This window comes from Buchnera aphidicola str. G002 (Myzus persicae) (genome assembly GCF_000521565.1).
Lineage (GTDB): Bacteria > Pseudomonadota > Gammaproteobacteria > Enterobacterales > Enterobacteriaceae > Buchnera > Buchnera aphidicola_C.
Genome location: NZ_CP002701.1, coordinates 331,657 through 356,419, shown reverse-complemented (window position 1 = coordinate 356,419; position 24,763 = coordinate 331,657). Strand labels below are relative to the sequence as shown.

The 24,763-nt window shown below is 25.3% G+C and carries 24 protein-coding genes; 11 read left to right on the top strand and 13 right to left on the bottom strand.

Annotated elements, in window-relative coordinates; all coding sequences use genetic code 11:
• Positions 1-4: 4 nt before the first annotated feature.
• The 3 genes from BUMPG002_RS01630 to BUMPG002_RS03320 all read right to left on the bottom strand — a co-directional run bounded on the left by BUMPG002_RS01630 (position 5) and on the right by BUMPG002_RS03320 (position 2,173).
• Positions 5-1,210 carry a peptidoglycan DD-metalloendopeptidase family protein gene (locus BUMPG002_RS01630; RefSeq protein WP_051426249.1) on the bottom strand — a complete coding sequence of 402 codons (1,206 nt, stop codon included), beginning with the start codon at positions 1,208-1,210 and terminating at the stop codon, positions 5-7.
• A 1-nt stretch (position 1,211) separates the two neighbouring features.
• The gene (locus tag BUMPG002_RS03325; RefSeq protein WP_051422831.1) at positions 1,212-1,772 is read right to left on the bottom strand and encodes a metal ABC transporter solute-binding protein, Zn/Mn family; all 561 of its coding nucleotides are present in this window, start codon (positions 1,770-1,772) and stop codon (positions 1,212-1,214) included.
• A gap of 77 nt (positions 1,773-1,849) precedes the next feature.
• Entirely contained in the window at positions 1,850-2,173 is a 324-nt protein-coding gene (locus BUMPG002_RS03320) for a metal ABC transporter solute-binding protein, Zn/Mn family (RefSeq protein ID WP_051422830.1), read from the bottom strand.
• Between the two features lie 74 nt (positions 2,174-2,247).
• Between BUMPG002_RS03320 and znuC the strand changes: the two genes are divergently transcribed.
• Together znuC and znuB are read left to right on the top strand one after the other, a co-directional pair.
• The gene (gene znuC, locus BUMPG002_RS01615) at positions 2,248-2,964 is read left to right on the top strand and encodes a zinc ABC transporter ATP-binding protein ZnuC (protein ID WP_025368955.1); all 717 of its coding nucleotides are present in this window, start codon (positions 2,248-2,250) and stop codon (positions 2,962-2,964) included.
• A gap of 33 nt (positions 2,965-2,997) precedes the next feature.
• Entirely contained in the window at positions 2,998-3,786 is a 789-nt protein-coding gene (znuB, locus tag BUMPG002_RS01610) for a zinc ABC transporter permease subunit ZnuB (RefSeq protein WP_025368954.1), read from the top strand.
• Positions 3,787-3,806: 20 nt separating this feature from the next.
• Here the strand turns inward: znuB and aspS are convergent, their stop codons facing one another.
• The 3 genes from aspS to trxB form a co-directional block, all read right to left on the bottom strand.
• Positions 3,807-5,573 (bottom strand): aspartate--tRNA ligase, encoded by a 1,767-nt coding sequence (gene aspS, locus BUMPG002_RS01605; protein WP_025368953.1) that lies wholly within the window; start codon positions 5,571-5,573, stop codon positions 3,807-3,809.
• Between the two features lie 211 nt (positions 5,574-5,784).
• Positions 5,785-6,003, bottom strand: coding sequence for a translation initiation factor IF-1 (infA, locus tag BUMPG002_RS01600; RefSeq protein WP_025368952.1), 219 nt, complete (start codon positions 6,001-6,003; stop codon positions 5,785-5,787).
• Between the two features lie 95 nt (positions 6,004-6,098).
• Complete coding sequence (gene trxB / locus BUMPG002_RS01595) at positions 6,099-7,061, bottom strand: thioredoxin-disulfide reductase (RefSeq protein ID WP_025368951.1); 963 nt, start codon at positions 7,059-7,061, stop codon at positions 6,099-6,101.
• A gap of 392 nt (positions 7,062-7,453) precedes the next feature.
• On the opposite strand from trxB, the gene serS reads away from it, so the two are divergent.
• The 8 genes from serS to tpiA all read left to right on the top strand — a co-directional run bounded on the left by serS (position 7,454) and on the right by tpiA (position 14,953).
• Positions 7,454-8,737 carry a serine--tRNA ligase gene (gene serS, locus BUMPG002_RS01590; protein WP_025368950.1) on the top strand — a complete coding sequence of 428 codons (1,284 nt, stop codon included), beginning with the start codon at positions 7,454-7,456 and terminating at the stop codon, positions 8,735-8,737.
• Positions 8,738-8,778: 41 nt separating this feature from the next.
• Positions 8,779-9,864, top strand: a complete 1,086-nt coding sequence (gene serC, locus BUMPG002_RS01585; RefSeq protein ID WP_025368949.1) for a 3-phosphoserine/phosphohydroxythreonine transaminase — start codon at positions 8,779-8,781, stop codon at positions 9,862-9,864.
• Between the two features lie 62 nt (positions 9,865-9,926).
• Positions 9,927-11,216 (top strand): 3-phosphoshikimate 1-carboxyvinyltransferase, encoded by a 1,290-nt coding sequence (gene aroA / locus BUMPG002_RS01580; RefSeq protein ID WP_025368948.1) that lies wholly within the window; start codon positions 9,927-9,929, stop codon positions 11,214-11,216.
• Positions 11,217-11,275: 59 nt separating this feature from the next.
• Positions 11,276-11,503: a (d)CMP kinase gene (locus BUMPG002_RS03315; protein ID WP_044006133.1), complete on the top strand. Its 228-nt coding sequence runs from the start codon at positions 11,276-11,278 to the stop codon at positions 11,501-11,503.
• Positions 11,482-11,934: a (d)CMP kinase gene (locus BUMPG002_RS03310; protein WP_326970216.1), complete on the top strand. Its 453-nt coding sequence runs from the start codon at positions 11,482-11,484 to the stop codon at positions 11,932-11,934. Before BUMPG002_RS03315 ends, BUMPG002_RS03310 begins: the two co-directional genes overlap by 22 nt.
• Before the next feature lie 124 nt (positions 11,935-12,058).
• Entirely contained in the window at positions 12,059-13,735 is a 1,677-nt protein-coding gene (gene rpsA / locus BUMPG002_RS01565) for a 30S ribosomal protein S1 (protein WP_025368947.1), read from the top strand.
• A gap of 71 nt (positions 13,736-13,806) precedes the next feature.
• On the top strand, positions 13,807-14,091 hold the full coding sequence (locus tag BUMPG002_RS01560) for an integration host factor subunit beta (RefSeq protein ID WP_025368946.1): 285 nt from the start codon (positions 13,807-13,809) through the stop codon (positions 14,089-14,091).
• Between the two features lie 106 nt (positions 14,092-14,197).
• Positions 14,198-14,953, top strand: a complete 756-nt coding sequence (gene tpiA, locus BUMPG002_RS01555) for a triose-phosphate isomerase (protein ID WP_044006132.1) — start codon at positions 14,198-14,200, stop codon at positions 14,951-14,953.
• 22 nt (positions 14,954-14,975) lie between these two features.
• Here the strand turns inward: tpiA and BUMPG002_RS01550 are convergent, their stop codons facing one another.
• The 7 genes from BUMPG002_RS01550 to phrB all read right to left on the bottom strand — a co-directional run bounded on the left by BUMPG002_RS01550 (position 14,976) and on the right by phrB (position 23,979).
• A complete protein-coding gene (locus tag BUMPG002_RS01550) occupies positions 14,976-15,779 on the bottom strand; it encodes an MIP/aquaporin family protein (RefSeq protein ID WP_025368945.1) in 804 nt (267 codons plus the stop codon).
• Positions 15,780-15,863: 84 nt separating this feature from the next.
• Positions 15,864-16,826, bottom strand: a complete 963-nt coding sequence (gene pfkA / locus BUMPG002_RS01545) for a 6-phosphofructokinase (RefSeq protein WP_025368944.1) — start codon at positions 16,824-16,826, stop codon at positions 15,864-15,866.
• Between the two features lie 176 nt (positions 16,827-17,002).
• Positions 17,003-17,698, bottom strand: coding sequence for a 2,3-diphosphoglycerate-dependent phosphoglycerate mutase (gene gpmA, locus BUMPG002_RS01540; RefSeq protein WP_025368943.1), 696 nt, complete (start codon positions 17,696-17,698; stop codon positions 17,003-17,005).
• A 123-nt stretch (positions 17,699-17,821) separates the two neighbouring features.
• The gene (gene sucB, locus BUMPG002_RS01535) at positions 17,822-18,967 is read right to left on the bottom strand and encodes a dihydrolipoyllysine-residue succinyltransferase (protein WP_025368942.1); all 1,146 of its coding nucleotides are present in this window, start codon (positions 18,965-18,967) and stop codon (positions 17,822-17,824) included.
• Between the two features lie 13 nt (positions 18,968-18,980).
• Positions 18,981-21,707 (bottom strand): 2-oxoglutarate dehydrogenase E1 component, encoded by a 2,727-nt coding sequence (locus tag BUMPG002_RS01530; RefSeq protein ID WP_025368941.1) that lies wholly within the window; start codon positions 21,705-21,707, stop codon positions 18,981-18,983.
• Between the two features lie 78 nt (positions 21,708-21,785).
• Positions 21,786-22,529, bottom strand: a complete 744-nt coding sequence (locus tag BUMPG002_RS01525; RefSeq protein ID WP_025368940.1) for a Nif3-like dinuclear metal center hexameric protein — start codon at positions 22,527-22,529, stop codon at positions 21,786-21,788.
• Positions 22,522-23,979: a deoxyribodipyrimidine photo-lyase gene (phrB, locus tag BUMPG002_RS01520; protein ID WP_025368939.1), complete on the bottom strand. Its 1,458-nt coding sequence runs from the start codon at positions 23,977-23,979 to the stop codon at positions 22,522-22,524. The genes BUMPG002_RS01525 and phrB overlap by 8 nt, the downstream gene beginning before the upstream one ends.
• Positions 23,980-24,215: 236 nt before the next feature.
• Between phrB and fldA the strand changes: the two genes are divergently transcribed.
• Positions 24,216-24,725, top strand: a complete 510-nt coding sequence (gene fldA / locus BUMPG002_RS01515; protein WP_025368938.1) for a flavodoxin FldA — start codon at positions 24,216-24,218, stop codon at positions 24,723-24,725.
• Positions 24,726-24,763 lie beyond the last annotated feature (38 nt).

Here is a 24,763-nt window from a genome sequence, read left to right as displayed (position 1 = left end):
TTTTTTATTGTAAATATTGTAATATTTTTTCTTCTTCTTTTGTCATTCTTTTATTTGGTATACATTTAAATTTTATAGGATCGATAGGATGATTATTAATCCAAATTTCATAATGTAAATGTGGTCCCGTAGTACGACCAGTATTCCCGGATAAAGCAATTTTTTGTCCCATCTTGACTTTATCACCTATTTTTACTAGAATTTTTTTAAGATGCATATATCGAGTTATATAGTCATTTTTATTTTTCAAAGAAATATAAAAACCAGCAATTTTATTAAATTGTGCTTTTATAATTTTACCGTTACTTGTAGCTAAAATAGGAGTTCCTTGAGGCATAGCTAAATCTACACCTAAGTGCTGGGTAATTCGATGTGTTACTGGATTCAAACGATGCAAATTAAATTGAGAAGAAATTCTATATTTTTTTAAAAATGATAAACTTATAGGACAGATGTTTGTATTAAAACCATAAAGATTGTAAAAATCACCATTAGAAGCACGTATAGAATAATATTTTTTTCCAAAATTATCTAATTTTACACCTAATAATATATTGTTATTATTTCTTGAATTATGTAAAAAAATGACATTAAAATGACTTCCTATATCTAGTTTTTGAAAATCTATTTGCCATCTAATAGCTTGGATAACATTATTTATCTCCGATTTACTTAAACCGGATTCTATTGCGCTTTTAAAAAAATTTGATTTTTTTTTGATGGTTATAGTTTTTTTTAATAAAAGGTTAAAGATGCAAAAATTATTATTAATATTTTTATATATTTTTTTTTGAAATTTAGATAACTGCCATTCTAATTCTAATAATTTACCTGATGAATTGACTTTCCAAGATAATTTTTGTCCATTTTTTAAATTTTTTAAATTTGAATCTGTCCGAATAAGTTTCAAGATTTCATTTGTATTTACTCCAGACATATCAAGTAATGTATGAATTTTTTTCTCTCTTTTATTAATTTTATAATAATTTTTTTTAATGTTGTCTATTTTATGTATAGTTTCTTTGATATTAGTATTTTTTTTTATTCTTTCTTGTCTAATAGGAAAATTTTTGATCGGATGATAAAATAAAATATTACAACTAGATAAAAAAGATAGCGCAACTAAACTATTAATAAATATTATAATAATGTTGTAAAAAAAAGATACACCAAAAATTTTTAAAAAAAATATTTTACAAGTTTGCTGCACTTTATTTTATTCCTTGAGCTTTTTTAAAGCAGCGAATGTATTGATTAGACAATTGTAGAAGAAATTTTAGATAGCTATCTTTGCTCAAAGGTATAGTGATACCTAGAGGATCAAGAAGACCTTTATGAATATTTGTTCTACGTATTATAACATCGATAATATTTGTATTAAACTGTGGTTCTGTAAAAATGCATGTTGCTTTTTTTTTCAATAATTGTTCTTTAATTTCATATAAGCTTCTAGCTCCTGTTTGTATTCCAGGATATTTTTCAAAATATCCTATTGGATGCAATTGATAATATTTTTCAAAGTATTTATATGCATTGTGAAAAATAAAATATTTTTTTTCTTTAAATGATAAAAGTCTTGCTTTTATATTTTCATCTAATTTCAATAAACTTAATTTAAAATTTTTTAAATTATTATCTATTATTATTTTCTTTTGGGGTATGATTTTTATTAACATATTATGTATTGCAATTGCAGATTCTAAAGCAATTTTAGGTGATAACCACACATGTATATCATATAATATATTATTAATTTCTTTTTTCTTTTGCAAAGTATTTTTTTGTCTTTTTTTATCGATTAAATTCTTAGAATTATATATTAAAAATAATTTAATTTTATTTATTGTACTTAATTCAATATTTTTTTTTTTAAATGGTGTACGATATTTTTTAAAAAAAAAGGCTCTGCGTTGTTTCCTATTAAAATTAAAAAATCAGCATTTCTTATTTTCATGATGTCTAATGGACGCAAAGAATAATTATGTATTGTAGCACCATCGGGTATGATAACTTCGACTGACGTCACTCCATCTGCAATAGCTGATGCAATAAATCCTAATGGTTTGAAAAAAGTTACTATAGAAGCATTGGAATTAGTTGATATAAAACAAAAAAAAATTACTACTAATCTAGTAAAAATGTTTATTTTTTTATTATTTAATATAATATTCATGTTCATCTTAAAAAATATATCTTATAATATTAAGATTAAAAATCTGTTTTAATAGAAACATACTTTATAACACCATGTTTGAATTTGTTAAATTAAAAAATGTTTATGTAAATTTTTCTAATCGTTCTATTCTTTCTAACATAACATTGTCATTGATTCCTAATCGTATTCTAACTCTTATTGGACCTAACGGAGCTGGAAAATCTACTTTAGTACGTATTATTTTGGGATTAATCAAACCTAATTCAGGTCAAATTATTCGTTCATATAATTTATCTATTGGTTATGTTCCTCAAAAATTATACCTGAATACTTTGTTGCCAATTACAGTAGAACGATTTATGAAATTATCTCAAAAAGTAACTAACGATATAAAAATATCAGAAATATTAAGACGTGTAAAAGCAGAATCTTTAAAATATTCCCTACTTCAAAAATTATCTGGTGGGGAAACACAGCGAATTCTTTTAGCTCGAGCTTTATTAAACGATCCAGAATTACTTGTTTTAGACGAACCAGCACAAGGAGTAGACGTGATGGGACAAATAGCTTTGTATGAATTAATCAATCAGATTCGATATGAATTAAAATGTTCTGTTTTAATGGTTTCTCATGATTTAAATTTTGTGATGGCTAAAACAGATGAGGTAATTTGTTTAAATAATCATATTTGTTGTTCGGGTGCTCCAGAATCTGTTTGTAAAAATATAGAATTTATTTCTATATTTGGCATAAAAAATAGACAAGAATTAGCAATGTACCATCATGATTATCATGCTCATAATTTTTAAAATAATATGTTGTCATTATAGAGTAATTTTTTTATGTTTGAATTAATTTTTCCAGCTTGGTTAGCAGGTATTATACTATCTTTTACAACAGGTCCATTAGGTTCATTTATAGTTTGGCGCCGTATGTCATCTTTTGGTGATACTTTATCACATTCTTCTTTACTTGCTTTATCTATATCTGTATTTTTAGATATTAGTTCTTTTTATACGGTATTATTTTTTATCAGTTTGCTAGCATTTATTTTAGCATGGTTAGAAGAATTATTACCTTTTTCTTTAGAAACTATATTAAGTATTATGTCACATAGTTCATTATCTTTAGGAATAGTATTTATTAGTCTCATGTCTTCTAATCATCAACAAATAGATGTTACAAATTATTTATTTGGTGAATTATTAGCTGTCACAGAATCTGATTTAATTATTATTTCATTAGGAAGTATAATTATACTTAGTATTTTAATTTTTCGATGGAATTCTATTTTATCAGCAACGATTAATGAAGAATTAGCTCAAATAGATGGCGTAAATATTTTTTATGCACGTTTAACTATAATGTTATTGACTGCTCTAACTATTTCTATAGCAATTAAGTTTGTGGGTGCATTATTAATTACTTCTTTATTAATTATTCCACCTGCAACAGCACAGCATTTTTCTGGATCTCCAGAAAAAATGATTATTATTGCCATAATAGTTAGTATTCTGTCTATTACAGGAGGAATATTTCTATCAGTTTTTTATAACACACCAGCTAGTCCATCTATTGTTTTATGTTCTTCGTTTCTTTGTTTATTAAGTAATATAAAAAAATATTTTTAATGAATAGTTTGATAAAATTTTTATATCTTTTTTTTAAATATTTTGATGCCTAATTCTTTTAACGTCACAGGATTTAATATGCTAGGAGAATCAGTCATTAAACAAGCTGCTGAAGTTGTTTTTGGAAAAGCAATGACATCTCTAATATTTGTACTATTAGTTAATAGCATTACTATCCTATCTAGTCCTAAAGCTATTCCAGCATGTGGAGGTGCTCCATATTTTAATGCTTCTATTAAAAAACCAAATTTTTCATACTGTATTGATTTTTTTATTCCCAGAATATCAAAGACGATTTTTTGCATCTTCACATCATGAATACGAACTGAACCACCACCAATTTCATAACCATTTATAACAAGATCATAACTATCTGAAATAGCAGATTCAGGTGAATTCTTTAATTTTTTTAAGTCCATTTTTTTGATAGCAGTAAAAGGATGATGAATTGAAGAAAAATTTCCCTGGTCATTTTTATAAAACATTGGAAAATCAACAATCCAAAGAGGTTTCCAAGTGTTTTTCTCAGTGATATTTAAATCAATACCTAATTTTAAACGCAACATTCCGAGAGATTTATTCACAATATACTCTTCATCAGCAATGATAAATAGTATATCTCCATTTTTAGCATTAGTTTTATCTAATATTTTTTTTAAGACATCTTCGTCTAAAATTTTTTTTATCGAGCTATCAATTCCTTTTAATCCAATATCATTTTTTTTTATTTTTATATAAAATAATTTTTGTGCATCGTATTTTTTGACATATTCAACATATTCATCAATTTTTTTACGACTTAAGTCACAACCGCCAGAAATACATAATAATGCTATTCGACTATTTTTTTTTAAATTTATATTAAAAAATAATATAAATTTTCTATTTTTAAATATATTAGATACATCAATAATTTCTATTGGATTCCGTAAATCAGGTTTATCTGATCCATATCGTTTCATGGATTCACGAAAAGATAATTTAGGAAATTTATTTAAATTAAAATTTATTATTTTTGACCAAATATTTTTTATGAGTTTTTCTGTTAAATTTCGTATCTTATGAGAATTCATGAATGATACTTCAATATCAACCTGTGTAAATTCTGGTTGTCGATCCGAACGTAAGTCTTCATCACGGAAACATTTTACTATTTGATAATATCTATCAATTCCGGCAATCATTAATAGTTGTTTAAATAATTGAGGAGATTGGGGCAATGCATAAAATTTTCCATGATAATTTCGACTGGGTACTAAATAATCTCTAGCACCTTCTGGTGTAGATTTTGTGAGTATCGGTGTCTCAATATCTAGAAAATTTTTTTTTGTCATAAATTTTCTTATGAGATAAGTAATTTGGTTTCTTATTTTAAGATTTTCTAAAATAGAAAAACGACGTAAATCTAAATATCGGTACTTTAATCTTGAATCATCATGATTATTATTCATATAATCTAATGGTAATGATTTTGCAATATTTAAAATATTCAATTTTATTGCTAATATTTCTATTTCTCCAGTAAGTATTTTAAAATTTTTATTTTTTTCGTCTCTTTCTCTAACTATACCAGTAATTTGAACACAAAATTCACTTCTTAATTGAAGAGCTTTTTTAAAAATTATATTTTTTTGTGATTCAAAAATAATCTGAACAAGACCTGTTAAATCTCTCATATCAATAAAAATAAATTGACCAAAATTTCTTATTTTATGAACCCAGCCACATAATGTGACAATTTTATTAAGATGAGTTGCTCGAATTTTTCCACAATATTGAGTACGCATAAATTCTCTTTAAAATTTTTTTATTTTTTTGAGTATGAAAACAATAGAAATTATTTTTTATAATTTCTTAATTTTTTTAAAAAATAGATTAAATTTTTAATAAGATAAGTTTTTAGGAGGTGAGTTTTTAAAAATAATTGACAGTGATTGTTTAAAATTTTTTTATTAATTTTTAGTATACTAGATCGTCATAAACTTTTCATAATTATAATTAACGACTTCTAAAAATAATTCTTCCTTTAGTTAAATCGTAAGGTGTTAGTTCTACAGTTACTTTATCTCCTGTTAATATTCTAATATAGTTTTTTCTCATTTTTCCTGAAATATGAGCCGTAATAATATGCTTATTATCTAATTGTACACGAAACATAGTGTTGGGTAATGTATCTATTACTACACCTTGCATTTCAATATTTTCTTCTTTAGACATTATATTCTCTTAAATAATATTTGATTTTAATAAGATAATTTATTATATCAGATACTAGTCATTTTGACTAGTATGTTTTAAATTTGTCATATTACTTATATTAAAGAACTAAGATAACGTTCACTATCTAATGCAGCCATGCAACCGCTAGCAGATGATGTAATGGCTTGTTTATATACGTGATCTATAACATCTCCTGCAGCAAACACGCCAGGAACACTTGTTTGAGTATAATTTCCATGTGTACCACGCATGACCTTAATATAACCATCTTTCATTTCTAATTGATTTACAAAAATACTTGTATTTGGAGAATATCCTATGGCTATAAATATTCCAGCAATCATTATTTTTATTTCCTTTTCTTCCTTTAAATTTTTTTGTTCAATCAATATATGAGTAACACCTGAAGTATTACCTAATATATCTTTTACAGTAGAATTTAAATGAAGGACTACTTTTTTATTTTTTATTTTTTTTGTTAATCGATCTAATAAAATTTTTTCAGCACTAAAATCAACTCTACGATGAATCAAATGGACTTTTTTAACAAAATTAGATAAATATAATGTTTCTTCTATAGCTGTATTGCCTCCTCCGACCACAGCTACTTCTTCTTCTCGATAAAAAAAACCGTCACATACTGCGCATGTTGATACACCTTTTCCTTTAAAAACATCTTCGGATTTTAATCCTAAATATCTAGGATTGGCTCCAGTAGCAATAATAACTGCGTTTGAAGTATATTCAAATTTTTCTCCTATAAGATGAAATGGTTTTTTTTTAAAATTAACTGAATGTATGTTATCAGGTATAATTTCAGTTTGAAACTTAATAGCATGTTGGTACATGCGATTCATTAATTCTGAACCAGTAATTGTATTAATATCTGCAGGCCAATTTTCAATTTCACTAGTATTCATTAATTGACCTCCTTGATTATTTCCGGTTAGCAAAATAGGACATAAATTAGCTCTTGAAGCATATATAGCAGCAGTATATCCTGCTGGGCCAGATCCTAAAATAATTATCTTACTGTTTTTAATAAAGTTGTTCATTGCTGATTTTCCTTTTTTAAAAATATTTTTAAAATTAATTTAATGATAAAATCAATATTTTTATAACTTTTAAAAAATATATTTTTTAATTCAATATTTATCCACTAGTTATTATGTTATAGAATTATATAATATTAAAAAATATTTTTGAGTCGAAATTAATATAGAAAACTATGATCTAAATAACAAAATGAGTTATTATTATTTTTAATTAAATTTTCTTAAATAGTATTTTAAAGTTTATTTTAATTTTATAAAATAGATTTCAATGTATTAAATATTTAGTACAAAATACAAATAAATAATTTTTACTTCAAAATAGTATAATATTTAGTATTAAAACATTTATTAAAAAATAATATTTATAATTAAATAAAGAAGCAAAATATATTATGTTAAATCCTTATTTATTACGAAATGAAATACATTTAACAGCTGAAAAATTACTTAAGAAAGGTTATACGTTAGATGTTTCTGAAATATCTTCTATGGAAAAAAAACGTAAAAAGTTACAAGTTGAAACTGAAAATTTGCAGTATAATCATAATATTTTATCAAACTTATTCAAAAATACAAAAATTATTCAAGAAGAAAATCAAATTTTAAAAGATAAAATTATAAAATCGGGTAAAGATTTACAAATTGCTAAAACTCAACTAAATTCTTTAAAAGAGAAAATTTACACTTTTTCTCTATGTATACCAAATATTCCTTCTGACGATGTTCCAGAAGGAAACACATCTATGAATAATAAAAAAATAAAATATTGGGGTATAAAAAAAGAATATAATTTTAGAGTGCAAGATCATGTTGAAATAGGAAAAAAATTTAATGAATTAGATTGGACATCTTCAGCAAAAATATCAGGTGCACGTTTTGTTGTTATGAAAGGTGATATTGCTCTTTTACATCGAGCATTAAGTCAGTTTATGTTAGATTTACATACTATAGAACATGGTTATAAAGAGACTTATGTACCTTATCTAGTAAATCCTAAAGCTTTATATGGAACAGGGCAATTACCGAAATTTAGCAATGATTTATTTCATATCAATTTTATGGAAAAAAATAATTATATATTAATTCCTACAGCAGAAGTGCCATTAACTAATTTATTTTCTAATCAAATTTTAGATGAAAAAGATCTACCTATTATGTTAACTGCACATACTCCTTGTTTTAGATCAGAATCTTCCTCTTATGGACGTGATACAAGAGGATTAATTCGATTGCATCAATTTGATAAAGTAGAATTAGTTCAAATTGTTAATCCTGAAAAATCTATGGAAACATTAGAAGAACTCACAGGTCATGCTGAAAAAGTTTTACAACTTTTAGACTTGCCATATAGAAAAGTACTTTTGTGTGGAGGAGAAATGGGATTTTCTTCTGCAAAAACTTATGATTTAGAAGTATGGTTTCCTTCTCAGAAAAAATACAGAGAAATTTCATCTTGTTCAAATATGAGTGACTTTCAAGCACGTCGTATCAAAGCCCGTTATAAAAAAAAACATAAACAAAAAATTTCTTTAGTACACACTTTAAATGGTTCTGGTTTAGCAATAGGTCGAACATTAGCAGCTATATTAGAAAATTATCAACATTCTGATGGCCGTGTAGAAATTCCCAAAATCCTTCAAGAAAAATATATGCAAGGCTTGAAATTTATAAATTAATTATAAATATATTGCTAGCAAAAGATACGATTGGTGAAATAATGAATGTAGTTTATAATTTTAGTGCTGGTCCAGCTATGATTCCAAAAGAAGTACTATATATAGCTAAAAAAGAACTTCAAAATTGGAAAAAATCAGGTTCTTCTATTATGGAAATAAGTCATCGTAGCAAAGAATTTACACAAGTAGCTATAGAAGCAGAAAAAGATTTAAGAGATTTGATGAGTATACCTGATTCTTATAGAGTATTATTTTGTCAAGGTGGTGCTAGGGGTCAATTTTCTGCTGTTCCTATGAATTTATTAAGAAATGCAGAATCAGCTGATTATATAGACAGTGGATATTGGTCACAGTGTGCATTTATTGAAGCTAAAAAATATTGTATACCTCAATCCATACTGATTAGAAAAAAAATCAATGAAAAAACTTCTCTTTTACCAATGTCTGAATGGAATATTACTAAAAATTCAGTATATATTCACTATTGTCCCAATGAGACTATAGATGGATTATCTATATATGAAGAACCTAATTTTGAAAATAAAATAATAGTTGGAGATTTTTCATCTTTTATACTATCTCGTACAATAAATATTGAAAATTATGATCTTATTTATGCAGGTGCTCAAAAGAACATTGGACCAGCAGGTATAACAATAATTATTATTCGAGAAAAATTAATAAGACACATTTCTAAAATATCTCCTTCCATTTTAGATTATAAAAAAATATCAGAACATAATTCTATGTTTAATACACCACCTACTTTTTCTTGGTATTTATCAGGACTAGTTTTTAAATGGTTAAAAAAAGAAGGTGGTTTAAAAAGAATCGAAAAATTAAATAAAAAAAAATCACATTTATTATATACAAAAATAGATAGTAGTAATTTTTATATTAATAAAATAGAACATAAAAATAGATCTCAAATGAATGTTGTATTTGATTTAGTTGATCCTAAATTAAATGAAATTTTTTTTAAAGAAGCTTTTCAATTTGGTCTCATGGCTTTACGAGGACATCGCATAGTAGGTGGCATTCGTGCATCTATTTATAATGCAATGCCATTAGAAGGTGTTAAATCTTTAGTAAAATTTATGTCATATTTTGAAAAACGATATGGATAAAATATTATTATTTATCTCTATAATACAATCTTAACTTTTATTAAATAGAGTGTATATTTATTATGCAAGATTCTTTTAATTTAAAACCAATCTCTTCTGTCAATGGAACTATTTATTTACCTGGTTCTAAAAGTATTTCAAATAGAGTGTTATTACTTGCTTCTCTAGCTAAAGGTACAACATATTTAAATAATTTATTAAATAGTGATGATGTTAAACACATGTTACAAGCTTTAAAAAAAATAGGTATTCATTATCATTTATCTGATAATAAAAAAGAATGTCATATTGAAGGTATTGGGCATGCTTTTCAATTATCTAAACCTATTTCATTGTTTTTAGGAAATGCAGGTACTGCTATACGTCCACTTCTATCTGCATTATCTTTAAATTTAAATAATGATGTTATATTAAGTGGTGATGATAGAATGCATGAAAGACCTATTAAGGACCTAGTAGATGCTTTAAGACAAGGAGGTGCTATTATAGAATATGAAAAAAATAAAGGATATCCTCCTATCCGTACAAAAGGTGGATTTATTGGAGGATCTATTCTTTTAAATGGTAATATTTCTAGTCAATTTTTAACATCATTATTAATAGCTGCACCACTTGCTTCACAAAATACTACTATTTTTATAACAGGAGATTTAGTTTCTAAACCTTACATTGATATCACACTTAATTTAATTAAATCTTTTTCTGTTAATATTCAACATGATTCTTATCGTGTTTTTTATATCACAGGTCAACAACAGTATAAAACACCAGGAAAATTTATAGTTGAAGGAGATGCTTCTTCAGCATCATATTTTTTAGCAGCTGCAGCTATCAAAGGTGGATTAGTTAAAGTAGTTGGTATTGGTAAAAAAAGTGTACAAGGTGATATAAATTTTGCAAATGTTCTTGAAAAGATGGGTGCAATTATTTATTGGGAAGATAATTCTATTACTTGTGTACGAAATAAATTACAAGCAATAGATTTAGATATGAATCATATTCCTGATGCGGCTATGACTATTGCAATAGTAGCTTTATTTGCTAAAGGTACTACTATTATAAGGAATATATATAATTGGAGAGTAAAAGAAACTGATCGTTTGTCTGCAATGGCTATAGAATTAAAAAAAATTGGTGCCATAGTTGAAGAAGGAAAAGATTTTTTGTCTATTACGCCTCCAATTTCTTTTAAATATTGTAATATTAATACATATAATGATCATCGTATAGCTATGTGTTTTTCATTAATCGCTCTATCTAAAGTTGGTGTTAATATATTAAATCCTGGTTGTACTGCAAAAACTTTTCCATCTTATTTCAAATATTTTTTATCTATAAGTCAATCAGATTGATTTTTTTATAATTAACTAAATGTCTTTGATAATTTTTTTCAATAAATTAAATATAGAAAATGAAAAACAAAATTCCTGTTATTACTATTGATGGTCCTAGCGGTGTTGGAAAAAGCACTATATCTAAAATTATAGCAGATCAATTAAATTGGTCTGTATTAGAATCTGGTAAAATATATCGTTTTCTTGCTTTTTTAGCTTTGACTAAGAATATTACTATAATTGAAAAAAATATCATTCCTCTTGCTAAAAATATAGATTTGTTATTTATGAAAAAAAAAATATAAAATTTCATTCAGAATTAATTAACTTTAATAAAGTCAGTGAAATATCTTCTAAGTTAGCAACTTATCCTAATGTTAGAAGAATTTTGCTAAAAAAGCAAAAATTACTGAGATGTTTACCTGGTTTAATAGCAGAGGGACGTGATATGGGTACAGTAGTATTCCCAGATGCTATTGTAAAATTTTTTTTAAATGCTCATTTAGAAATACGTGTAAAAAGAAGAATGTCAGAATTAAAGAAAAATGGTTTTTTTATTAGTTTTCAAGAGTTATTTATAGAAATGAGAAATCGTGATATACAAGATGAAAATCGATTAATTTCTCCTTTATCCGTTCCAAAAAATGCTATAATATTAGATTCTACTTACATGAATTTATCAGAGGTAGTTACAGCTTTTATGAAAAGTATTATTCCTAAAATAAAAATACAATAAAAAAACAATTTATTTTTTTAATATAAAACTCTTTAATAAGGATTATTATAAGATATATAAAACAAGCTCATTTTCACATGAAGTAAAAATGAACATAAAATAAAAATTTCTAAATATTATTAATATGAATGAATCTTTTGCTCAATTATTTGAAGAATCACTAAAAGAAATTAAAACTCGTCCAGGTTCAATTATTCGCGGTACTATTATTTCTATAGAAAAGGATATAGTTTTAGTAGATGCTGGTCTTAAATCTGAATCTGGAATTCCTACTGAACAATTTAAAAATGCTCAAGGTGTATTAGATATTAAAGTAGGTGATCAGATCGACGTAGCTTTAGATGCTATCGAAGATGGTTTTGGTGAAACATTGTTATCCCGTGAAAAAGCAAAACGTCATGAAGCATGGTTAACTTTAGAAAAAGCTCACGAACAATCTGAAACAGTTACAGGTATTATTAACGGAAAAGTTAAAGGGGGTTTTACTGTTGAATTAAATGATATACGTGCATTTTTACCAGGTTCTCTAGTAGATATTCGTCCAGTTCGAGAAACCATTCATCTTGAAGGAAAAGAATTAGAATTCAAAGTAATCAAATTAGATCAAAAACGTAATAATGTTGTTGTTTCACGTCGTGCTGTAATTGAATCAGAAAATAGTGCTGAAAGAGATCAGTTATTAGAAAGTTTACAAGAAGGCATGCATGTTAAAGGAATAGTAAAAAATTTAACTGATTACGGAGCTTTTGTCGATCTAGGAGGAGTAGATGGTCTTTTGCATATTACTGATATGGCATGGAAAAGAGTCAAACATCCTAGTGAAATAGTAAATGTTGGTGATGAAATTAGTGTTAAAATTTTAAAATTTGATAGAGAAAGAACACGTGTATCATTAGGGTTAAAACAATTAGGTGAAGATCCATGGATCGCAATTTCTAAACGTTATCCAGAAAGCACTAAATTGAGTGGACGTGTAACTAATTTAACAGATTATGGTTGTTTTGTGGAGATTGAAGAAGGAGTAGAAGGCCTTGTTCATGTGTCTGAAATGGACTGGACTAATAAAAATATTCATCCATCAAAAGTTGTTAGTGTTAATGATATAGTTGAAGTAATGGTTTTAGACATTGATGAAGAACGTCGTCGTATTTCTCTTGGTTTAAAACAATGTAAAATGAATCCATGGAAACAATTTTCTGAAACTCATAAAAAAGGCATTCATGTTGCTGGTAAAATAAAATCTATTACGGATTTTGGTATTTTCATTGGTTTAAATGGTGGTATTGATGGATTAGTCCATTTATCTGATATTTCTTGGAAAATATCTGGTGAAGAAGCAGTTAAAAAATATAAAAAAGGTGATGAAATTTCTGCAGTAGTTCTACAAGTAGACGCAGAAAGAGAGCGTATCTCTTTAGGAATTAAACAATTAGAAGAAGATCCTTTTAACGCATATGTTGCAACATATAAAAAAGGCTCTGTAGTTACTGGACATATTAAATCTTTTGATAAAAAAAGTGCAACAATTCAATTATCAGAAGGAATAGAAGGTATTTTAAAATTTACAGATATTGCTGGTATAATTTATGATGAATTCATAAATAAATTCAAAATTGATGATGAAATTTCAGTTAAATTGTCTAGTTTTGATCGTAAAAATAGAATAGTATATCTCATGATCCATATTTTAGATGAAAATGAAAAAAAAGATTTAACAGTAACATCTAATAAAAAAAATAATGATAATGCTTTTTCTAATGTTATGATAGAAGCATTTAAAGCAGCTAAAAATACTGAATAATTATTTTATTAAAAAAATATATTCCATAATGATAGAATAAATTTTAAAAAGTATATAAATATAGAGGTTTTATGACTAAGTCAGAATTATTTGAAAAAATTTCTAAAAAAAAAATTCATATTTCAAATAAGATAATAAAATGTGCTATAAAAGAAATGTTAGAACACATGACGATGTCATTAGAAAAAGGTCAAAGAATTGAAATTCGAGGGTTTGGAAGTTTTTCTTTGCATTATCGTCCCTCTCGTATTGGTAGAAATCCTAAAACTGGAGAAATCGTACGATTAAATGAAAAATACGTACCTTATTTTAAACCAGGCAAACAATTACGTAATCGAACTAATATATATAAATAGTATACTTTAAAATTCTAAAATAGAAACTAAGTCTATATAATTTTTTTATAAAAACAACTTAGTTTCTACAACTGAAAAATAAAAAATTTTTTATAGAGACAAAAAAATGAAAAAATATTTATTTGTAGCAAATTGGAAATTAAATGGAAGTATAGAATTCATTTCTAATTATTTCAAATTTTTTAACACATCTTCAGAAATTGGTTTAGAAAAAAATATTATTGTGATTGCCCCTCCTGCTATATATTTAAATGAAGTATATAAAAATATACATAGTATGAATATTTTTCTTGGTGCACAAAATGTAGATAAGAACTTGACAGGTGCATTTACAGGAGAAACTTCTATTTTAATGTTAAAAGATATAGGTGTAAAGTATGTTATTGTTGGACATTCCGAAAGACGTTTACTTCATAATGAAAATAATGATTTAATCATAAAAAAGTTTGATTTAATTAAAAGTTTAAATCTAATACCTATTTTATGTGTCGGTGAAACAGAAAAAGAAAAAAAACATGGTCAAACTAAAATAGTTATTGAAGAACAATTAAATTGTGTTTTAACAGCCTTAGGTACATCAGCATTTAGAAATACCGTTATTGCTTATGAACCAGTTTGGGCCATTGGAACAGGATTATCAGCTGATCCTAAATATGTACAATGTATACATAAATTTATTAGGAATTATATTGAAAAATATGATCCTATTAGTGCAAAAAATATATTCATTCAATATGGAGGATCTATTAATTCTGTAAATGCAGAAGAATTTATCAAACAGCCAGATATTAATGGTTTGTTAATTGGAAGCGCTTCTTTAGATTATCAAGAATTTTTAAAAATTATAGAACTATCTAAATGATACGATTAAATCATAAATTATATTAATTTTTCAAAAAATCATTTTTTATTATAATTTTATGCATCCAACCACCTAAATTAACACCTAAAATAGGTCCTATTATAGGAATTAAAAGATATAAAAAATTATTATTTCCTCCAGTAAAAGAAAACATACCCCATCCAGTTAGACTTAAAAATATTTTAGGACCTAAATCTCGAGCTGGATTTAGACTAATATTATTCAAAGGACTTATTAATAAATTAATCATAAAAACTAATATTCCTATTAATATAGGTGCTATAAAAGTGGGATATAAAAATTTACTATTTTTTTTATTGTTAAACTGTGAAAGTATTATCATAAAAAGAGCAGCTGTAAATATTTCTATTATAGAATTACGAATAAAACTATTATTACAGTTAGGATACACACAAAAAATAGAAGCTAAGTTAAGACTGTCTTTTGTTCCTATTGTAATATTATTTTGATTCTCAAATGAAATCAATGAATTATAGTAAAGAGAATATATCAGCATTGTGAAAATAAAAGAACCAAAAATTTGAGATATAATATATGGTAGTACTTTTCTTTTATGAAATTCAGAAGATAACCATAAAAAAATAGTAATTGCAGGATTTAAATGAGCTCCTGATATCGATGAACTGAAATAAATTGATATAGAGACTCCTAAACCCCAAATACAGCTTATTTCAAATTGATTAAAATGAACATCTGTTAATTTTGTTGCTGCTACACAACCTGTACCAAAAAATATTATTAATCCTGTACCAAAAAATTCAACAAAACATTGTTTTATGATGTTTTTCTTTCTATAAAAATTCATTTTTAAAAAACCCATATAATCTTATCTTGAAACAAATAATATTCAAACTAAATAGAGCGCCGGAAAAAACCGGCACTAATCAGATTAGTATAACTTTTTAGCAGTAATTAACCAATCTTTTTTAAAACTACGTTTCATGTTTTTTAGTGCATCTGTTATATCATTAAAGACCATTTTTTCATTTTGTACTCCCACACATTTTCCTTTGTGACCTTTTATTAACAATTCTACTGCATATGCTCCCATTCTTGAAGCTAGTATACGATCATATACAACAGGTGCACCGCCTCTTTGAATGTGTCCAAGAATAGTTGCTCTGGTTTCTCGATTTGTTTTTTTTTCAATATATTGTGCTAATTTTTCTACATCACAAATATATTCTGTTATTGCTACAATGGCATGTTTTTTCCCTTTAGCTATACCTGCTTCTATTTCGATAACTAATTCTTCTTTCGCATAATGAATTTCTGGTAAAACAATAAATTCACACCCTCCAGCAATTGCTGCAGCTAATGTTAAATCTCCACAGTATCTTCCCATAACTTCTACAATAGAAATACGTTGATGAGAAGAAGAAGTATCGCGTAATCGATCAATAGCTTCAACAACTGTTTGTAAAGCTGTAAAATATCCTATTGTATAGTCAGTTCCTGCAACATCATTATCTATAGTACCTGGAATGCTAATACATGGCACGCCTATTTCTGTTAATTTCTGAGCTCCTAAATAAGATCCATCTCCTCCAATAACAACAAGACCATCTATTTTTCTTTTTTTTAAATTTTCAGCGGCAATTAAACGTATTTCATGTTTATAAAAATTAGAAAATCTAGCTGATCCCAAAAATGTTCCACCTCTATTGATCATATCAGATACGCTATATCTATCAAGACTTGTCATACGATTTTGATATAGACCTAAATATCCATCATAAATTCCAAAAACTTCTAGTTTTTCACTCAGTGCTGTTCTTACCACTCCTCGAATGGCGGCATTCATACCTGGAGCATCTCCACCACTGGTTAAGACTCCAATTTTTTTAACCATTGAATCCTCTATTTGAACTGGTCTCAAAAATTCTTTAGTTTAATTATGATAAATAATTAATAATAATTTATTTAAAAACTATCAAAAATAATTATATTTGATATATATGTATTGTATTCTAAATACATTTATATAAATTTATTTTTATAAAAAACAAAAATATTTTTTTAATAAAGTTATTTTAAATAATACCATTTTATGGGAATAAAATTTTCATTAAAATCTACAATAATTGGTGTTGCAGTTGGTATATTAATTTCTAAAATTTCCTGATTATTTATTTTATTAAGATACTGAATTAAAGCACGTAAAGAATTACCATGAGCAACAATTAGTATTTTTTTATTTTTTTTAAGTTTAGGATAAATATTTTTTTCCCAATAAGGAATAACCCTTTTTGCAGTAATTTCTAAACTTTCTCCTAAAGGAATTTCATTAATATTTAAATGAGAATAACGTCTATCAAATCCAGGAAAACGTTTGTCGTGAACGTTAATTTTTGGAGGAGTAATATTGAAGCTTCGTCTCCATAATAAAACTTTTTTCTCTCCATATTTTTCAATAACTTCATTTTTATTCAATCCTTCTAATGCACCATAATGTCTTTCATTTAAGCGCCAATTTTTTTCAACTGTTAGCCAAGATTGATCTAGTTCATCTAAAATGTACTGTAAAGTATGTATAGCTCTTTTTAATACAGATGTATAAGAATAATCAAAAAAAAATTTCTCTTTTTTTAATAATAAAGCTGCTGATTTAGCTTCATTTTTTCCATTTTTTGTTAATTCTACATCATGCCAACCAGTAAATTTATTTAATTCATTCCATTTACTTTGACCATGTCTAATTAAAACTAGTTTTTTAATAATCATTTTATTCTCATGCTATTCGTATAAAATTAGTAATACTTCAGAATTAATATTTAAAATTTGATTTATGAATAATAAAAATATAGTTTATATTAAATTTTAGGATTCTATTTTTTAAAAAAAGTTTTAAATATCAATCAAAATACGAGTAAAATCTTCTAATATATTTTTTATTGATACTAAAAAACCGACTGACTCTTTACCATCTATTAAACGATGATCATAGGATAAAGCTAAATACATCATGGGAAGAATAGTAATTTTTCCATTAACAACCATTGGTCGATCTTGAATAGTATGCATGCCTAATATAGCGGTTTGAGGAGGGTTGATAATAGGTGTAGAGATCAACGATCCAAAAATGCCACCATTTGTAATAGTAAAATTACCTCCTATTAATTCTGTTATGCTAATTTTATTTTGAAATCCTTTAATAGAAAATTCTTTTATTTTTTTTTCTATTTCAGACATAGACATATTTTCAGCATTTCTTAATACTGGTGTGATTAATCCTTTAGGAGTTGAAATAGCTATACTAATATCAAAATTTTTATAGTAAATGATATCTGTTTTATCTATAGAAGCATTTATTTCTGGGAATTTTTTTAAAGATTGAACAACTGCTTTTACAAAAAAAGACATAAATCCAAGACGAATTTCATGTTCTTTTTCAAAATCTTCACCATATTTTTTACGTAAGAGTATTATAGGTTTCATATTAACTTCATTAAAAGTAGTTAACATAGCTGTAGTTTTTTTACTATATAATAATCTTTCTGCAATTGTTTGTCGTAATCGACTCATTTTTACTCTATGTTCAGAAGTATTATTTTTTTCTTTATCTAAAATGTTTTTATTTATTTTTTTTGTCTCTATTCCTACTTTTATATCTTGTAAATCGTTTTTAGTTTGATCTATTTTCATTGATCTTCTTATAGATGGCGTAAAATGTTGATTTGTTTTTGTTTCATTTAATATTTTTTCTTTTTTTTCTATAATATTTTCATTCAAAATGTTATTTTGAACATGATCAATCTGACTGATATAACCAATAATTTGCTGAGATTTAACTATTTGCCCTACTGCTTCTAAAATTTCTTTTAATTTTCCATCGCATGGAGATACAATTTCTAATGTTACTTTATCCGTTTCGATATCAACTATATTATCATCAGAATGAACTATATCTCCTATTTTTTTATGCCATTTTACAACTGTTGCATCATTAATAGATTCTGGTAAATCTGGAACAATAATGTTTATTTTATTCATTCTTAATCCTTTTTTAATTCGTATTTAAAGCCTCACAAATTATTTTTTCTTGTTGTTTTTTATGTTTAGAGATATAACCTACTGCAGGTGAAGCAGAAGATAAACGACCAATATATTTTAATGAAATTTTTAATGGAAGAATATGATTCATATTTTGTTGAATGTAAAACCATGCACCTTGATTAAGAGGTTCTTCTTGACACCAGATAAAATCTTTTATATAAAAATACTTTTTGATTATTTTTAATATTTCATTTTTAGGAAAGGGATATAGTTCTTCAATACGAACTAAAATAACGTTATTAATATTATTAATACGACGTTTTTGTAACAAATCATAATAAATTTTACCAGAACAAAAAATAAGACGGATTGCTTTTTTATTAATATTGTCTATTTCATCTATAATTCTTTGGAAATTTCCATTAATAAGAGAATCTAAAGAAGAACTTGCCATAGGGTTTCTTAAAAGAGATTTAGGAGTAAAAACAATCAGTGGCTTATAAATTTTATTAAATATTTGTCGCTGTAAAATATGAAAGATTTGTGATGATGTGGTTGGTATACATATTTGCATATTCTCTTCAGCACAAAGTTGTAAAAACCTTTCAATTCTAGATGATGAATGTTCGGGACCTTGTCCTTCATAACCATGTGGTAAAAAAATAACTAGATTAGATTTTTTATTCCATTTTTGTTCTCCAGAACTAATAAATTGATCAATCACTACTTGTGCACCGTTTGCAAAATCTCCAAATTGTGCTTCCCAAATAGTTAAACATTTAGATGGAAATAAAGAATATCCGTATTCAAAAGCTAATACTGCTTCTTCTGATAACACAGAATCCCAAATTTGAAATTTACCTTGTTTTTTTCTAATGTTATTTAATGGTACATAAATAGAACCATTAACTTGATCATGAATAAATGCATGACGGTGAAAAAAAGTGCCTCTACTTACATCTTCTCCAGAAAATCTACAAGAAATTCCTTCATTTATAATTTTTGCATAAGCTAATGTTTCAGCTGCACCCCAATCAAATAATTTTAACTCTTTAGACATTTCTAATCTTTCTTCATAAATTTTTTTGACTCGACGGTGCATTTGAATTGAATCAGGAATAGTATTAATTAACAAAGATAAACTTTTAAGATTAGATGGATTTAGATTTTGAACAATTTTATTTTTTAAAGATATTGAAATTTTTTCATATTGAAAATCTATTTCCTTATGTCTAGAAAAAACATGTTTGTTATTTTTTAATATAGTATAATATTTTTTTATAATTTCTTCAGTTTGTTCTTGCGTAATTAATTTTTTTAAAATCAATAAATTAGAGTATATTTTTCGTACAGTAGGATGATTTTTTATATTTTTATACATAATCGGTTGTGTTACAGATGGTTCATCTACTTCATTATGTCCATGACGTCTATAACAGACTAAATCTATAAAAACATCTTTCTTAAATTTTTTTCTAAAATTAAGAGCTAATTGAATAGAAAAAATACATGCTTCTACGTCGTCTGCATTAACATGAAATATAGGTGATTGAATCATTTTGGCAATATCTGTGCAATATTCAGTAGAACGAAGACTTTTAGGATCAGAAGAAGTAAATCCGATTTGATTGTTAATTACTATATGAATTGTCCCGCCGATTTTATATCCTTCTGTTTGAGACATGTTCAATGTTTCTTGAATCACACCTTGACCAATAATAGAAGCGTCTCCATGAATACTAATAGGTAAAATTTCACTATTAGATTTTCCTAATTGATCAATAGAAGATCTAGCCATTCCTGCAACTACTGGATTGACGATTTCTAAATGAGAAGGATTACATGCCATATTTAGTATTATTTCTTTTCCGTTTTTTATTTTTGCAATACCACCCATGTGATATTTAACATCACCACTAATTTCTTGTAATATATTCACACCTGAAAATTCTTGAAATAAAATTTTTGGACTTTTATTTAAGACGTTAACAAGTACATTCAATCTACCTCTATGTGCCATTCCTAATATTATTTCAGATATATTCTGTTTTTTTGAGTATCTTATTATTTCATGCAACATAGGAATTAATGTTTCTGCACCTTCTAAAGAAAAACGTTTAACACCAGGAAATCTTTTTCCTAAATATTTTTCTAATGTTTCAGCATAAGTTATTTCTTTTAAAAAATTTATTTTTTCTTCAATTTTTAATAAATCTTCTTGAAAAAAAGATTCTATATAATCTGTAATGAATTGTTGTTCTGATAAATTATCTATATACATATATTCAAAACCAATAGGGCCACAGTATTTTTTAGATAATATTTTATATAAATCAGTAATATTCGTTTCAAAATTAGAAGAATTTTTAAATTTGATATGTATATTTTTCTTTATTTGTTCTTGAGTAAAATTATAAGAATCAAGTTCTAAATCTTGATTTTTTTTTATTTTTAATAATTTTAAAGGATCAATCAAAGATTGTTTATAACCTTTTGTACGAAATGTATTAATAATCGTGTTAATCTTATTCATTAATAAAAATCTATCTTTTTTTATATAATCAATATCATCTATTTTTTTTTCATATTTACAAATATCTAAAAATACATCACGCCAAATAATATCAACAGAATTAGGATTATTAAGGAAATTTTTATATATTTCTTCGATGTAATTTTGATTATTTCCAGATAACCAAGAAGTATTTAACCAATATTTTATTTTATTTTTGTTCATATTTTTTATTTTTTTAAAATTACGACCTTAAATGTTATAAATTTTTATACATTTATGTTAAAACATTATTTTCAATCATTATGCTGGATTATAAATATCAATAAAAGTAACATCTATATTATATTTACTAGACAACCATTCTCCTAAAGATTTAACACCATCTTTCTCTGTCTCATGATGTCCTAAAGAAAAAAAATGGATACCTAGTTCTGAAGCGATATGAATAGTTTCTTCTGAAATTTCGCCTGTTAAAAAAGCATCTACTCCGAATATATATGCTTCTTTAATAAATCTTTGTCCTCTACCACTGCACCAAGCAATACGTTTAATATAAAGAGGAGCATTATCATATAAGTGTATAGGTTGTTTTTGATATTTTTCTGCTATTTTTTTTGCAAAATCAATACCAGTTATTTTATTTTTTATAGTACCCCAGAATACATAGGGTAAAATATGACCCTTAATACTAATATTTAATTTTTTAGCTATTTGTGCATTATTACCCAATTGACAATGAACATCTAATGGTAAATGCCAACTATATAAATTAATTTCATTAGAAAGTATACTTTTTAATCTATTTTTTTTCATATTATGTATATATTGAGATTCATCTTTCCAAAAATAACCATGATGTACTATTATAGCATTTGCATGATAGAACAATGCTTTATCTATTAATTTTTGACAAGCAGTTACTCCGGTAATAATTTTTTTTACTATCTTTGCACCTTCAATTTGTAAACCATTAGGAACTATATCGTCATATTTATTAGATAATAACTTTTCATTAATGATATTTTCTAAAAAAAAATTATTCATGAGTATTTAATCCTTTTTTAAAATATGAACGTACTCTCTTAAATATTAAGAGAGTTCTTTTTCTACTATCGTCGTAATTTATGATTGGATCAGGATAGTCTATTTTACATTTCATTTTCTTAGACCATTCATGCGGTTGATGAATATACTCATTAGGTACATTTCTTAATTCTGGAATGAATTTTTTTATAAATACACCTGAAATATCAAATTTTTTAGATTGATTTAATGGATTTAATATTCTTATATAAGGTACAGAATCAGTACCAATAGATGCTGACCATTGCCATCCTCCATTGTTTAATGCCAAATCTCCGTCAATTAAATGAGACATAAAATATTTCTCACCCATTCTCCAGTCAATAAAAAGATTTTTAACTAAAAAATTAGATGTAATCATTCTTACTCTATTATGCATCCAACCTAATTCGTTCAGTTGTCTCATTCCAGCATCTACGATAGGAAATCCAGTATTACCTTCCTTCCAAGCATTAAAATGTTTTATATTATTATTCCAATCAATTCTATTTTCCCATTCAACTAGTGCTTGATTTTTACTTAATTTTGGAAAGGAAATTAATAAATGATAATAAAATTCACGCCATAATATTTGGTTTATCCAAGAAGAATTAAAAAAATTATTTAATGAAATGTTGATTTTTGTTTTTAAAAACATCGAAAGACAATGTCTAGATGATATTATCCCTATAGATAAATATGGAGATAACATACTAGTACTATTTAAAAAAGGAAAATTTCTTTCAAGTGAATAATCATTTACTTTATATATACAAAAATTTTTTAATCGATTAAAAGCCTCAATTTCTCCAACAGGAAAAATTTTTTTATCAAATTTAAAATCTAGTTTTTCAGAAGAAACAGAATTAAAAAAACAATAATTTTCATCAGGTTTTCTCTTCAAAGGAATAGAAAAACATTCAGGTATTTTGTTTTTATATAAATATTGTGTGATTTTTTTTTTAAAAAAAGAAAAAACTTTATATGCTTTATTGTTTTTATTTTTTATTAATTCATGTGAAACTAAAAGATTATCATGAAAACCTTGTACAAAAACACCTTGTTGAGATAATTTTTTTTTTACTAAAAAATCTCGATTACGTTCATCGAATTCGTATTGATAATGATAAAATAAGTTATTTATTTTATGTTTAAAACAAAAATACATTAAATATTGAATCGATTTTAAAAAATTAGTGGATTCATGATAATGTAAAATAATGTTTAATTTTAACAAATCTTTTTCTAAAGATATTAAATTATAATACATAAAAGATATTTTTTTCTCAGATATATAATGTTTCTTCCATTCCTCTGGAGTAGCAATAAATAAAGCTATAACTTTATCTGTATCAGATTTACATGCTTCATGTAAAGCTGTATGATCATATAAACGAAGATCGTTACGAAACCAAATTAAATTTTTTTTCATAATATTTATATTTTTTCTATTAATTGTTTTCTTATTAATCAATAATTTATTAATTGTATTCAGAAATATTTTTTTATCTTAATAAAATTATATCCAGATAAAAAATAATTCTTATTATCTATTATAGATTTTAGATTGAATAGATATTTTTTTATTTATATATTTATAATGATAGATATTAATCCATTAACATATTATTTATTCTTCATAGTATATTCTATTATTAGGTGATTAAAATGAAAAAAATAGGTATTTTCTTTGGAAGTGATACTGGAAATACAGAGAAAATAGCAAGATTAATTCAAAAATCTATAGTTAATAATGTCTCTATATTACATGATATTAGTAATGCTGATAAAAAAGATATTGAAAATTTTGATTTTTTAATATTAGGTGTACCTACTTGGTACTATGGTGAAGTGCAATGTGATTGGGATGATTTTTTGCCGACTTTAAAAAAAATTGATTTTTCAAATAAAACTATAGCATTGTTTGGATGTGGTGATCAAGAAGATTATGGTGAATATTTTTGTGATGCAATGAAAGTAATATATAATATTATAAAAAAAAATAATGGAAAAATAGTTGGGAAATGGCCTACAAAAGAGTATTTTTTTGAAAATTCAAAAGCTTTATTAAATAAGGATTATTTTATTGGATTGATTTTAGACGAAGATAGACAGCCGGATAAAACTCAAGCAAGAATTTCAAACTGGATTAAGCAAATATTACCTTATTTCACTTAAAAATAATATAAAATAATTATACAATTTTAAACAGACAT